The sequence below is a fragment of the Pseudomonas sp. AK-TSAG1-1 genome, assembly GCF_056821665.1.
On record NZ_CM165965.1, the window covers coordinates 4,762,047 to 4,775,271 of the forward strand.

General features: G+C 61.1%; 11 protein-coding genes. 2 read left to right on the top strand and 9 right to left on the bottom strand.

The genetic code is table 11. From position 1 onward, the window contains the following. Nucleotides 1–103: 103 nt before the first annotated feature. From AC1UK9_RS21570 to edd, 9 genes are all read right to left on the bottom strand, one after another. Nucleotides 104–1,264, bottom strand: coding sequence for an ABC transporter ATP-binding protein (locus tag AC1UK9_RS21570; RefSeq protein ID WP_025112826.1), 1,161 nt, complete (start codon nucleotides 1,262–1,264; stop codon nucleotides 104–106). Between the two features lie 2 nt (nucleotides 1,265–1,266). Beyond that, nucleotides 1,267–2,112, bottom strand: coding sequence for a carbohydrate ABC transporter permease (locus AC1UK9_RS21575; RefSeq protein ID WP_025112825.1), 846 nt, complete (start codon nucleotides 2,110–2,112; stop codon nucleotides 1,267–1,269). Next, nucleotides 2,105–3,013 (bottom strand): carbohydrate ABC transporter permease, encoded by a 909-nt coding sequence (locus AC1UK9_RS21580; protein WP_007917874.1) that lies wholly within the window; start codon nucleotides 3,011–3,013, stop codon nucleotides 2,105–2,107. Before AC1UK9_RS21580 ends, AC1UK9_RS21575 begins: the two co-directional genes overlap by 8 nt. Before the next feature lie 156 nt (nucleotides 3,014–3,169). Next, complete coding sequence (locus AC1UK9_RS21585; RefSeq protein WP_473013365.1) at nucleotides 3,170–4,471, bottom strand: ABC transporter substrate-binding protein; 1,302 nt, start codon at nucleotides 4,469–4,471, stop codon at nucleotides 3,170–3,172. A 118-nt stretch (nucleotides 4,472–4,589) separates the two neighbouring features. Then, nucleotides 4,590–5,861, bottom strand: coding sequence for a D-mannose isomerase (locus tag AC1UK9_RS21590; RefSeq protein ID WP_482578470.1), 1,272 nt, complete (start codon nucleotides 5,859–5,861; stop codon nucleotides 4,590–4,592). 222 nt (nucleotides 5,862–6,083) lie between these two features. Further along, on the bottom strand, nucleotides 6,084–7,553 hold the full coding sequence (locus tag AC1UK9_RS21595; protein ID WP_025112822.1) for an ATP-binding protein: 1,470 nt from the start codon (nucleotides 7,551–7,553) through the stop codon (nucleotides 6,084–6,086). After that, the gene (locus tag AC1UK9_RS21600; protein WP_025112821.1) at nucleotides 7,543–8,274 is read right to left on the bottom strand and encodes a response regulator; all 732 of its coding nucleotides are present in this window, start codon (nucleotides 8,272–8,274) and stop codon (nucleotides 7,543–7,545) included. The genes AC1UK9_RS21595 and AC1UK9_RS21600 overlap by 11 nt, the downstream gene beginning before the upstream one ends. Before the next feature lie 179 nt (nucleotides 8,275–8,453). After that, nucleotides 8,454–9,413 (bottom strand): glucokinase, encoded by a 960-nt coding sequence (locus AC1UK9_RS21605; RefSeq protein WP_482578471.1) that lies wholly within the window; start codon nucleotides 9,411–9,413, stop codon nucleotides 8,454–8,456. Next, nucleotides 9,410–11,236: a phosphogluconate dehydratase gene (edd, locus tag AC1UK9_RS21610; RefSeq protein WP_482578472.1), complete on the bottom strand. Its 1,827-nt coding sequence runs from the start codon at nucleotides 11,234–11,236 to the stop codon at nucleotides 9,410–9,412. The genes AC1UK9_RS21605 and edd overlap by 4 nt, the downstream gene beginning before the upstream one ends. A 220-nt stretch (nucleotides 11,237–11,456) precedes the next feature. On the opposite strand from edd, the gene gap reads away from it, so the two are divergent. Together gap and AC1UK9_RS21620 are read left to right on the top strand one after the other, a co-directional pair. Further along, the gene (gene gap, locus AC1UK9_RS21615; protein ID WP_025112818.1) at nucleotides 11,457–12,458 is read left to right on the top strand and encodes a type I glyceraldehyde-3-phosphate dehydrogenase; all 1,002 of its coding nucleotides are present in this window, start codon (nucleotides 11,457–11,459) and stop codon (nucleotides 12,456–12,458) included. A gap of 191 nt (nucleotides 12,459–12,649) precedes the next feature. Continuing rightward, nucleotides 12,650–13,177, top strand: coding sequence for an RNA polymerase sigma factor (locus AC1UK9_RS21620; protein WP_025112817.1), 528 nt, complete (start codon nucleotides 12,650–12,652; stop codon nucleotides 13,175–13,177). Nucleotides 13,178–13,225: the final 48 nt, after the last annotated feature.

Below are 13,225 nucleotides of genomic sequence, written 5' to 3' on the forward strand. Positions count from 1 at the left end.
TTCCCCTGTGGGAGCGGGCTTGCTCGCGAAGGCGTCATGTCAGTCGACATATGTATTGCCTGACACTCCGCTTTCGCGAGCAAGCCTGCTCCCACCTTGTTCTTCAGCGGCCCTTGAATTGCGCCACGTTCGCCGACCGCGCTTCGGTTTGCGCCTGGCCCGCAACGCCCAGACGCTCGCCAGTCTTGGCATCAAACAACAACACTTTCGACGGATCGAACTGCAGTGTCAGGGTCTCGCCCACCTGCGGTGCCACGTCCGGTGCCAGACGACAGCAGACCTTGGTTTCATTCAGGTTGACGAACACCAGGGTGTCCGGACCGGTCGGCTCGGTGACCTGCACCTCGGCCTTGATGCTCGGCAGGCCATTGCCCTCGCCGTTCGCCAGGACGATCTGCTCCGGGCGCAGGCCGAGGATCACTTCGCGATCTTCCAGCCCGGCGTCCTGCATGCTCATCGGCAACTCACAACGCGCCTGACCGCTGTCGAGCAGCGCCAGCAGGCGACCGTCCTTGCGTTGCAGGCGCAGCGGGATGAAGTTCATCGGCGGCGAACCGATGAAGCTCGCCACGAACAGGTTGGCCGGATCGTTGTAGATCTCTTTCGGCGTGCCGAACTGCTGGATGATCCCGTCCTTCATCACCGCCACTTTGTCGCCCAGGGTCATCGCTTCGATCTGGTCGTGGGTCACGTAAACGGTGGTGGTTTTCAGACGCTGGTGCATCAGCTTCATTTCGGTGCGCATCTCGACGCGCAGCTTGGCGTCGAGGTTGGACAGCGGTTCGTCGAACAGATAAATCTTCGGCCGCCGCGCCAGCGCACGGCCCATCGCCACACGCTGTTGCTGACCACCGGAGAGCTGGCCCGGCTTGCGATTGAGCAGGTGTTCGATCTGCAGCAGCTTGGCTACGCGTGCCACTTCTTCATCGATCGCTGACTGCGGCATCTTGCGGATCTTCAGACCGAACTCGATGTTCTCGCGCACGCTCATGGTCGGGTACAGCGCGTAGGACTGGAACACCATGGCGATGTCGCGATCCTTCGGGCTCATGCCGCTGACGTCCTGATCGCCGATCATGATCGCGCCACCGGTGATGGTTTCGAGGCCGGCGATGCAGTTCATCAGGGTCGACTTGCCGCAGCCCGACGGACCGACCAGGATCAGGAACTCACCGTCCTTGATCGACAGTTCGATGTTCTTCAGGGTGTCCGGCAGGCCGGCACCGTAGGTCTTGTTTACGTTGCGAAGTTCGAGCGTTGCCATGATTACCCCTTGACTGCGCCGGCCGTCAGCCCGCGCACGAAATACTTGCCTGCGACCACATAGACCAGCAGGGTCGGCAGCCCGGCGATCATCGCCGCTGCCATATCAACGTTGTATTCCTTGGCGCCGGTGCTGGTGTTGACCAGGTTGTTCAGCGCGACCGTAATCGGCTGCGAATCACCGCTGGAGAACACCACACCAAACAGGAAGTCGTTCCAGATCTGGGTGAACTGCCAGATCAGGCAGACCATGATGATCGGGGTCGACATCGGCAGAATGATGCGGCGGAAAATCGTGAAGAAACCCGCGCCATCCAGACGTGCAGCTTTGACCAGTGCATCAGGAATGCTCACGTAGTAGTTACGGAAGAACAGCGTAGTAAACGCCAGACCGTAAACCACGTGGACAAACACCAGGCCAGTGGTGGTGCTTGCCAGGCCCATCTTGCCGAGGGTGAACGACGCCGGCAGCAACACGGTCTGGAATGGCAGGAAGCAGCCGAACAACAGCAGACCGAAGAACAACTGCGAACCACGGAAGCGCCAGAACGACAGCACGTAACCGTTCAACGCACCGATGGCGGTGGAGATGATGACCGCAGGAACGGTGATCTTGATCGAGTTCCAGAAGTAACCGTCGACTGTGGCCCAGGCCTTGACCCAGCCGATGCCGCTGACCACGGTCGGCCAGCTCAGCAGGTTGCCGGTGCTGATGTCTTCCGGGGTCTTGAAGCTGGTCAGCAGCATCACCACCAGCGGGATCAGGTACAGCAATACCGCGAGGATCAGCACCGCGTAGATCGCCACGCGGCTCAGGCTGAAGGCAGGTTTGGCAGCGAGACTAGTCATTGCGCTTGGTCCTCAGCTCGGAATACAGGTAAGGCACGATGATCGCGAGGATCGCACCGAGCATCAGAATTGCACTGGCCGAGCCCATGCCCATCTGGCCGCGACTGAAGGTAAAGGAATACATGAACATCGCTGGCAGGTCGGAGGAATAACCCGGACCACCGGCGGTCATCGCCGCGACCAGGTCGAAGCTCTTGATCGCGATGTGCGCCAGGATCATTACCGCACTGAAGAACACCGGACGCAGGCTTGGCAGCACCACTTTCCAGTAGATGGTCGGCATGCTCGCGCCATCGATCTGCGCCGCACGGATGATCGATTGATCAACGCCACGCAGGCCGGCAAGGAACATCGCCATGATGAAGCCCGAGGCTTGCCACACAGCGGCGATCACCAGGCAATAGACCACGCGATCAGGGTCGATCAGCCAGTCGAGACGGAAACCTTCCCAGCCCCAGTCACGCAATAATTTGTCCAGGCCCATGCCCGGGTTGAGCAGCCATTTCCACGCGGTACCGGTGACGATCATCGAGAGCGCCATCGGGTACAGGTAAATGGTGCGGATAAAGCCTTCGCGACGGATGCGCTGGTCGAGGAACACCGCCAGCAGCACGCCGATCACCAGGGTGATGCCGATGAACATGCCACCGAACACCGCGAGGTTCTTGCTCGCCACCCACCAGCGGTCGTTGTCGAACAGCCGTGCGTATTGCGCCAGCCCCGCCCACTTGTAGTTCGGCAGGAAGGTCGAGGTGGTGAACGACAGCACGAACGTCCACAGGATGTAGCCATAGAAGCCCACCAGCACGATGAACATGCTCGGCGCCAGCACCAGTTTCGGTAGCCAGCGCTGCAGCGCATCGAACGGCGAGGCCTTGCTGAACACAGCAACAGAACTCATGGGAAAATCCAGTACAGGGAATAAAACTACGGTGAGTTCCCTTGTGGGAGCGGGCTTGCTCGCGAAATCGGTGTGTCAGTCGACGGATGGAGCAACTGACACGACGCCTTCGCGAGCAAGCCCGCTCCCACAGGGAGGGGCCTGCGCTACTGACGGTTACTTGGCTGACTGCACCGCTGCGCCGAGTTTCTTCGCAGCATCGGCCGGGTCGGCTTTCGGGTCGTTGATGTAGTTGGTCACGACATCAAAGAACGCGCCCTGCACGGCCAGCGTGGTCGCCATGTTGTGCGCCATGCTTGGCTGCAGGCCGCCGGACTTGGCGTCCGCCAGGAAGTCCTTGGCAGCGGTCTGGGCGCAGGAATCGAAGCCGAGCTTGTCCATGTTGTTCAACATGTCGTTGCGAACCGGGATCGAGCCTTTGTTGATGCTGAAGACTTTCTGGAAGTTTTCACCCAGCACCACTTTGGCGATGTCCTGCTGACCGGCCGCGGTGCCCGCGTCCTTCTGCTTGAACACAGCAAGGGAGTCGATGTTGTAGGTGAACGCCTTGTCGGTGCCCGGGAACGCTACGCACTCGTAGTCCTTGCCGGCGACTTTCTTGGCGGCGGTCCATTCGGACTTGGCCCAGTCACCCATGATCTGCATGCCGGCCTTGCCGTTGATGACTTTCGCCGCTTCCAGGTTCCAGTCCTGGCCTTTGCCGTCCTGGTCCATGTAGGTTGCGACTTTCTTCAGTTCGGTCAGGGCCTTGACCATTTCCGGGCCGGTCAGCGCCTTGTTGTCCAGATCGACCAGGGCTTTCTTGTAGCCATCAACTCCCATGACCGAGAGCACCACGGCTTCGAACACGGTGCTGTCCTGCCAGGGTTGACCGCCGTGGGCCAGCGGGATGAAGCCCGCAGCCTTGAGCTTGTCGCCGGCGGCGTAGAATTCTTCGAGGGTGGTCGGGTTCTTGGTGATACCGGCTTTCTTGAAGACTTCCGGGTTGATCCACAGCCAGTTCACGCGGTGAATGTTCACCGGCACGGCCACGTAATCACCGTCGTACTTCACGGTATCGGAGACTTTCTTGTCGAGCAGGCTGTCCCACTTTTCCGACTTGGCGACGTCTTTCAGCACGTCGGTGTCGAGCAGACCGGTGGACGCCCATTCCTGGATGTCCGGGCCTTTGATCTGGGCGACGCCTGGCGGGTTACCGGCCACGGCGCGGCTTTTCAGCACAGTCATGGCAGTTGCACCGCCACCGCCGGCGACAGCGCCGTCTTTCCAGGTGAAACCGTCTTTTTCGACTTGGGCCTTGAGCACATCAACGGCGGCTTTTTCGCCACCGGACGTCCACCAGTGCACGACTTCGACCGAACCTTTGGATTCGGCAGCGGAAACACTGAGAGGCAGAATTGCGAGCGGGAACAGGGAGGCGACAGAAATGACAGTAGCGAGGCGAGAAATCGCATTCATCTGAGATGTACCTTTCTTGTTGTTATGCATGCAAGTCTGGTGCTTGCGCTGCACAGGAGTTTAAACAGGGCGATTCCCTTCGCAGGTAACGAAGGGACGCGCAAATGTCACCACATGGTTACACATGCCGGTGCAGGGCAGCGCTCTGGGACGACTGCGCCAGCGCAGTGGCCATACTGGGTGACAAGGGTAGACGAGGAATCAGCACCGCCTGCCACGCGTGGTAGAGATCGGGTTTGCCCGCCCAGATATCGGCGCTTGGCATGTTTTGCGGGTTGAGTTCGTGGTGCCAGCTGCCGTCGCAACGGTCGATGAAATGGCTTTCGCAGAATTCCCAGAACAGCCGGTACCAGGTTTCGTATTGCGCATCGCCGGTGCGCTTGAGCAAGGCACTTGCAGCGGCGCTGGCCTCGGCATGTGTCCAGTGCAGGCGATGGCGCACCACGGCTTTGTTGTCCCAGTCCAGGGTGTAGACGATCCCCGGTGCGCCATCGACGTCCCAGCCGTGGCGGCAGTTCTGCTCGAAGAGTTTCTGCGCATCGGTTGCAAGCCAACCGGGGGTGAGCATGCCGGCCTGGACCCGCGCCGCTTCAAGGTGCAGCAACAGCCGCGCCCACTCGAAACCGTGGCCCGGCGTGGTGCCGTAAGGACGGAAGCCGTCGGCCGGATTGTCGTGGTTGTACTCGCGCAGCGGTTGCCAGTCACGGTCGAAGTGTTCGATGACCATGAATCCGTTGGCAGCGGCGTGACCGTGAATCACCCGTTCGACGATGCGTTGCGCGCGCACCAGCCAGCGTGGATCTTCAGTGACGTCCGCCAGCGCAAGGAACGCTTCGGTGGCGTGCATGTTGCTGTTGGCGCCGCGATAGGCTTCTTCTTCGCGCCAGTCGCGGTTGAAGAATTCGCGCATGGCGCCCTCTTCTTCGCACCAGAAATAAGTGTCGATGATGTCGATGGCGTCATCCAGCAACGCTTGCGCGCCGGGACGTTGCGCGACCACCGCAGAGCTGGCTGCCAACGCCACGAAGGCATGCAGATAAGCATTCTTGCCGGTGTTGCCATCGCGGTGTTCGGCGACCGCAAACCAGCCGCCATGCAGCGCATCACGCAACGGGCCGCGCAGGGCCGCGATGCCGTGATCGACCAGTTCGGCGAACCCCGGCAGCCCCTGAATATGGGCCATGGCGAAGCTGTGGGTCATGCGCGCGGTGTTCATGGTTTCGGCGTGCGCGTGCGCAGGCAAACGGCCGCGCTCGTCGAGGTTGCCGAAACCTTCGGGCAGTCTGGAGTTCCTGGCGAATGCCAGCAGGCGCAGACCTTCGTCGGCGAGCCATTGCTGGTGGGCAGGGGCGTTCAGCCAACTGCTGAAGCCTGGGTGAAAAAGATCCATGGGTGGCCTTTTTTGTTGTTATGACTGCGAGGAGTCTAAACAACGGGCCGGGGTGGTCATGTAACGAAGGGGGCGGGTTTTGTCACCAGTCCGTGACATTTATGGTGTATCGGCTGGCGCCTTCGCGAGCAGGCTCGCTCCCACGTTGACCGCGCTCCTCCAGATGGAGCGCCACCACCTGTGGGAGCGAGCCTGCTCGCGAAGAACGATAACGCGGTCTGACTAATCAACACTGCGCGGCAACTGCAACGTCACCCGCAACCCACCTTCACGCAGATTCTGCAGCGTCACCTCGCCGCCATGGCTGTGAGCGATGTTGCGTGCAATCCCCAACCCCAGACCATACCCCTGCTGCTGCCCCGCCAACCGAAAGTGCGGCTCGAACACCTGCTCCAGCCGTTGCTCCGGCACACCCGGGCCTTCATCGTCGACGTGCAGGACAAACGCGCGCTCATCGTCGTCGATGTGCAGATGAGCGTTCTGCCCGTATTTCAACGCGTTGTCGATCAGGTTGCCGATGCAACGCTTCAACGCCAAAGGCTTGCCCGGATACGCCGCCAGCGCCTTGCCTTGCTGGGTCACGCGGCCATTGCCGTTGGGTGCCAGATACGGCTCCACCAGACAGTCGAGCACATGGTTCAAGTCCACCGGCTCGATGTTCTCGTGGATGTCGGTGTCTTTCACGCACTGCAGCGCACCTTTGACCAGCAACTCAAGCTCATCCAGATCGCGGCCGAACTTGGCTTGCAGTTGCTCATCCTCCAGCAGTTCGACGCGCAAGCGCAGGCGGGTGATCGGCGTGCGCAGATCATGGGAAATCGCACTGAACAACTGGCTGCGTTCGGTCAGGTAACGGCTGATGCGCTCGCGCATCGTGTTGAAGGCACGGCCCACTTCCACCACTTCACTGCCGCCGCCCTCGGCCACTGGCTCGACATCGGCCCCCAGCGACAGATCCCGCGCCGCCCGCGCCAGACGCTTGAGCGGTCGGCTCTGCCAGTGCACCAGCAGACCGATGAACAACAGCAAAAAGCCGCTGGTGAGCACGATGAACCACACCTGCTGCGCCGGCAGGCCTTGTTCTTCAAGACTGGTGTAGGGCTCAGGCAACAGCGACGCGATGTACAGCCATTCTCCCGGCGCCATCTGGATCTGCGTGACCAGCACCGGCGGATTCACCGGCTCCAGGGTCAGCGCGTAATGGGCCCAGGAGCGCGGCAGTTCGTCGAGTTTCAGCCCGGCGTTGAAGATCCGCAGATCCTCGGGGCTGACGAAACTGACCGAGATGTCGGTGTCATGGCCGAGCGACTGGCGCAGCACTTCGTCCACTGCTTGCATCACAGCGGCCTTGCGCGGTGTGACGGGCAACACGTCCATGCCCAGTGGTTTGTCGTTGAGCGTCACCACGAAACGGGTGCCGCCCATGCTGCGCAACTGGTCGAGCACCAGCGGGCGGTACGCCACCGGCAGCGAACGGAAATAACTGACGCTGGCGGTCATCGAATGAGCGAGGCTGCGGGCGCTGGTGACCAGGCCTTCGAGCTGGGTCGCGCGCAGTTGCGAAACCCAGATCACGCTCGACAGCGTCTGCGCAAACAGCACCGCCAACAAGGTCAGCAGCAGCATTCGCCCGAGCAGCGAACGCGGTACCGGCACCCTGCTGGCGAGCCGACGCAGGGACTCAGTGACCATTGCCGGCAACCACATTGGCTGCCAGTTGGTAGCCACTGCCGCGCACGGTGCGGATCAGGCGTGGCGGTTTTTCCGTGTCGCGCAGGCGCTGGCGCAAGCGGCTGACCGCCATGTCGACGATGCGATCCAACGGCATCAGGTCACGGCCACGGGTGGCGTTGCCGATGGTGTCGCGGTCGAGGATTTCCTGCGGGTGATCGAGAAACAGTTTGAGCAAGGCGAAGTCGGCGCCGGAGAGAATCACTTCCTCGCCGTCGGTGTGAAACAGCCGATGGCTGACCATGTCCAGCCGCCACTCGTCGAAGGCCAGCACCTCACTGCCGCTGCGCTCCTGACCGAACTGCGCACGACGCAGCAACGCCTTGATCCGCGCCTGCAGTTCGCGGGGGCTGAAAGGTTTGCCGAGGTAATCGTCAGCGCCGAGCTCCAGACCGATCACCCGGTCGGCCTCGTCGGAACTGGCGGTGAGCATGATGATCGGCACCTGCGCCTGACGCGGATGCTGGCGCACCCAGCGGCACAGGCTGAAGCCGTCCTCGTCGGGCAGCATCACATCGAGGATCACCAGATCGCTGGGCGCCTCGTTGAGTGCCTGGCGGAAACTGGCGCCATCGGCCGTGGCCCGTACCTGAAACCCGGCACGGGTCAGGTAGGTTTCCAGCAACTCGCGTATTTCCTGGTCGTCATCGACCAACAATATCGACTTGTTGACTGAGCTCACTTCGAAGGCATCCTTGTTGTTGGAATTGGGGCGGATTATGCCTTAAGCATCGAACTTGCAAACACCACAGAACCACTGTGGGAGCGGGCTTGCTCGCGAAAGCGCTGAGTCAGTCACCTTGAATGTCTCTGATACACCGCATTCGCGAGCAAGCCCGCTCCCACAATTTTGATCGTGTTTCAGGCAGGGATTGATTGCTCCAGCGCCACACCGGCACCGACAAGCCCGGAATACGGCGCCGTCACCAGCCACACCGGAATGCCCTTGAAGTAATCACTCATGCAGCCCTTGTCAGCGAAGCTGCGGGCAAAACCGCTTTCGAGGAAGAAGTCGGCAAAGCGTGGAATCACCCCGCCAACGATGTACACCCCGCCACGCCCACCGGTGGTCAGCACGTTGTTGCCAGCCACGCGGCCGAGCCAGCAGCAGAACTGCTCCAGCACTTCCAGCGCAATCGGATCACCCGCCAGACCGGCGGCGGTGATCGCTTCCGGTGTATCAAGCGTTGGCGCGTGACCATCCACCGCACAGATCGCCCGGTAAACCCGTGGCAATCCACCTCCGCTCAACGCGGTTTCCGCGCTGACGTGGCCGATTTCGTTGTGGATGTGCTGCCAGAGTTGGGTTTCTCGCGGACTGCTCAGCGGCAGATCGACGTGGCCGCCCTCCCCCGGCAATGCGGCAAACCTGCCTTCGCCCAGATCGAGCAACGTGCCGACGCCCAGGCCAGTGCCCGGGCCGATCACCACCGCCGGACGCAATGGCTCCGGCGTGCCTTCGCAGACCACGCGAAATTCGCCGGGCTGCAAGCGGGTCATGCCCAGCGCCATCGCCGAGAAGTCGTTGATCAGCAGCAGTTGCTCGACCTGCAAGGTCTTGCAGAACGCCGTGCGGCTCAGGCGCCAGTGATTGTTGGTGAACTTGAATTCATCACCACTCACCGGCCCCGCCACCGACAGGCACACCGAACCGATCGCCCCCGGCGCCAGACCGAGGCCGCTCAGGTACAGGCTGATCGCCTCTTCCGGGCTGGCGTGGTCGGCCGTGGCCAGCACTTGAACCGATTCCAGTTGCTGGTTTTTCCACAACGCGAACCGCGCGTTGGTGCCTCCGATATCACCGACCAAAGCCAGTTTCAATTAAGCGTCTCCAGGGCAGAAGTGAAGGCGCTGGCGCCCTGCTCCGCCGAGCTGAAGGCCAAACGCATGAAGCCAAACAGTTCGCGACCGCTGCCGATGTTGTTGCCCAACAGGCCTTTGGCGGGTTCGCGCGCTGCAAATTCGGCGGCGTCGACCTTGAGTTCCAAAGTGCCTTTGACGCCATCGACGCGGATGATATCGCCCTCTTGCACCCGCGCCAAAGCGCCGCCGACATAAGCTTCAGGGCTGACGTGAATCGCCGCCGGGATTTTCCCCGAGGCGCCGGACATGCGCCCGTCGGTGACCAGCGCGACTTTGAAGCCGCGATCCTGCAGCACGCCGAGGAACGGCGTCATCTTGTGCAGCTCGGGCATGCCGTTGGAACGCGGGCCCTGGAAGCGCATCACCGCAACGAAATCCTTCTCCAGCAGACCAGCCTTGAACGCATCGGCCAGATCCTGCTGGTCCTGGAACACCATGGCCGGCGCTTCGACGATCTGGTTTTCCAGCGCGACAGCGGAGACTTTCATCACGCCACGTCCGAGGTTGCCTTCCATCACCCGCAGACCACCCTCGGCCGAGAACGCTCGGGCGACCGGACGCAGGATATTTTCGTCGAGGCTTTCGATCGGGCCTTCGCGCCACACCAGCTCACCGTTATCGAGGAACGGTTCTTTGGTGTAACGGCTCAGGCCATGGCCGAGCACGGTGTTGACGTCTTCGTGCAGCAGGCCCGCTTCGAGCAGTTCACGGATCAGGAACGACATGCCGCCCGCCGCCTGGAAGTGGTTGATGTCGGCCTTGCCGTTCGGGTAGACGTGGCTCAGGGTCGGCACGACTTCGGAGAGGTCGGCCATGTCCTGCCAGGTCAATTGAATGCCCGCCGCCATGGCGATGGCCGGCATGTGCAGGGTGTGGTTGGTCGAACCGCCGGTGGCGTGCAACGCAACGATCGAGTTGACCAGCGCCTTCTCGTCGACGATTTCGCCGATCGGCATGAAATTGCCGTTCTGCTTGGTCAGGCGCGTGACCTGATGCGCGGCTTCGCGGGTCAGGGCCTCACGCAGCGGGGTATTCGGGTTGACGAAAGACGCGCCCGGCAAGTGCAGGCCCATGACTTCCATCAGCAACTGGTTGGTGTTGGCGGTGCCGTAGAAGGTGCAGGTGCCCGGGCTGTGGTAGGACTTCATTTCCGATTCCAGCAGCTCTTCGCGGGTCGCCTTGCCTTCGGCGTACTTCTGCCGCACGTCGGCTTTTTCCTTGTTGGAAATCCCCGAGACCATTGGCCCGCCCGGGACGAAAATCGTCGGCAGATGACCGAAGCGCAGCGAGCCCATCATCAGGCCCGGCACGATCTTGTCGCAGATGCCGAGCATCAGCGCGCCGTCGAACATGTTGTGCGACAGCGCCACCGCCGTGGACATGGCGATCACTTCACGGCTTGGCAGGCTCAGCTCCATGCCCGGCTCGCCCTGGGTCACGCCATCGCACATCGCTGGCGTACCACCAGCGAACTGGCCGACCGAGCCGATTTCGCGCAGGGCGTTCTTGATCTGTTCAGGGAACACTTCGTACGGCTGGTGCGCCGAGAGCATGTCGTTATAGGAAGAAACAATGGCGATGTTCGCCGAGTTCATCATCCGCAGGCTGTGCTTGTCTTCGCTGCCACACCCGGCCACGCCGTGGGCGAAGTTGGCGCATTGCAGCTTGCCGCGCATCGGCCCGTCAGTGGCGGCGCCGCGAATCAGTGCAAGGTAAGCCTGACGCGTGGCGCGGCTGCGGGCGGTAAGCCGTTCGGTGACCTCAAGAACGCGGGGATGCATGTGTAGAACTCCAGGCTAACGGATGTGGCGACCTGATTGTCTATGCTGATCAAACGCCGTTGTTGTTGGAATGACAGACGGCTTTTTTGACCATTCGGACCAGTTGATTCAGGTCACTCGTTGTAGATAAAACAAAATATTGCCACTAAAAAGGCTTGTTTTCTATTTTTATGCGAATAATCTTGTAATTCCAACAACAAAACGACGACGGCGCTGTTCAATGACTCTTCGAATCGCAATCAATGGTTTTGGCCGCATCGGCCGTAATGTCCTGCGCGCACTGTATACCCAAGGCTATCGACAGGATTTGCAGATCGTCGCCATCAACGACCTGGGCGACAGCGCCATCAACGCCCATCTGCTCAAATACGACACCGTTCACGGCACATTCGACGCCGAAGTGGCCCATGACAACGAAAGCCTGACGGTCAATGGCGACCGCATTTCGGTCAGCGCCATCCGCAACCCGGCCGAACTGCCATGGGCTGCGGAAAAGATTGATGTGGTGTTCGAATGCACCGGTCTGTTTACCGACCGCGCCAAGGCGGCCGCGCATATTACTGCCGGCGCGCGCAAAGTCATCATCTCGGCACCGGCCAAAGGCGCGGACGCCACCGTCGTTTATGGTGTAAACCACGACATTCTGCGCCAGTCGCACCAGATCATCTCCAACGCTTCGTGCACCACCAACTGCCTAGCGCCCGTGGCGCAGGTGCTGCATCGCGAGCTGGGAATCGAAAGCGGTCTGATGACCACCATTCACGCCTACACCAACGACCAGAACCTGACCGACGTCTACCACACCGACCCTTACCGCGCGCGTTCGGCCACGCAGAACATGATCCCGAGCAAGACCGGTGCCGCCGAAGCAGTGGGCCTGGTGCTGCCGGAACTGGCCGGCAAATTGACCGGCATGGCCGTGCGGGTGCCGGTGATCAATGTGTCGCTGGTCGACCTGACCGTGCAGCTCAAGCGTGAAGCCTCGGCCGACGAAGTCAACGCGCTGCTGAAGGCTGCCAGCCAGCACTCGAAAATTTTGGGTTACAACACGTTGCCGCTGGTTTCCAGCGACTTCAATCACAACCCGCTGTCGTCGATCTTCGACGCCAACCACACCAAAGCCAGCGGCAAACTGCTGAAAGTGCTGGCCTGGTACGACAACGAATGGGGCTTCTCCAACCGCATGCTGGATAACTGCCTGGCGCTGTGCAACGCGGAGTAATCCCCAATCCCAATGTGGGAGCGAGCCTGCTCGCGAATGCGGTAGGTCAGTCAATACATTTGTTGCCTGACACGACGCTTTCGCGAGCCAGCCCGCTCCCACAGGTTTTTGATTTCAATCTGAAATCAACACTTGACCATTCGAATAGATGATAAGCATTATCATTCGCTCGAAATGGATCAGGTTCCCCCGTGAGTCAATCGCGCTTCAATCACGTCTTCCTCTCTCAGCGCACGTCCCTGCTGCGCACGATCGAGCGGATGGTCAACAACCACAGCACCGCCGAAGACCTGCTGCAGGAAACCTACCTGCGCGTCACGCGGGCGCTGAGCGAACGCGCCATCGATCACCTTGAACCTTTTGTGTTCCAGACCGCGCGCAACCTGGCGCTGGATCACTTGCGTGCGCGCAAGATCCGTTCGCGCACCATGGTCGATGACGTGCCGCAGGACGTGGTGCACAGCATCGCCGCCCCCACCAGCAGCGCCGAAGACGCCGCCCACGCCGAACAATTGCTGGAGCGCCTGAACGTGAGCCTCAGTCAACTCAGCCCACGCCAGCAGCAGATTTTCATCCTCAGCCGCCTGCACGGGCACAGCTACCAGGAAATCGCCGACGAGCTGAACGTGTCGCTCAGTACCGTGCAGAAGGAACTCAAACTGATCATGTCGATCTGCATCGGTGTCGCCGAACGGCATGACGGCAGCGGCAAGCTGTGAGCTTCGAGCGGCAAGCCAAAGAATGGAAGTCTCGACGCGGGAACGAGC

Bases quoted from the DNA above. Each gene is read 5' to 3' on its own strand.
- AC1UK9_RS21570 (WP_025112826.1), bottom strand. From the start codon at position 1,264: ATGGCAACGCTCGAACTTCGCAACGTAAACAAGACCTACGGTGCCGGC.
- AC1UK9_RS21575 (WP_025112825.1), bottom strand. From the start codon at position 2,112: ATGACTAGTCTCGCTGCCAAACCTGCCTTCAGCCTGAGCCGCGTGGCG.
- AC1UK9_RS21580 (WP_007917874.1), bottom strand. From the start codon at position 3,013: ATGAGTTCTGTTGCTGTGTTCAGCAAGGCCTCGCCGTTCGATGCGCTG.
- AC1UK9_RS21585 (WP_473013365.1), bottom strand. From the start codon at position 4,471: ATGAATGCGATTTCTCGCCTCGCTACTGTCATTTCTGTCGCCTCCCTG.
- AC1UK9_RS21590 (WP_482578470.1), bottom strand. From the start codon at position 5,861: ATGGATCTTTTTCACCCAGGCTTCAGCAGTTGGCTGAACGCCCCTGCC.
- AC1UK9_RS21595 (WP_025112822.1), bottom strand. From the start codon at position 7,553: ATGGTCACTGAGTCCCTGCGTCGGCTCGCCAGCAGGGTGCCGGTACCG.
- edd (WP_482578472.1), bottom strand. From the start codon at position 11,236: ATGCATCCCCGCGTTCTTGAGGTCACCGAACGGCTTACCGCCCGCAGC.
- gap (WP_025112818.1), top strand. From the start codon at position 11,457: ATGACTCTTCGAATCGCAATCAATGGTTTTGGCCGCATCGGCCGTAAT.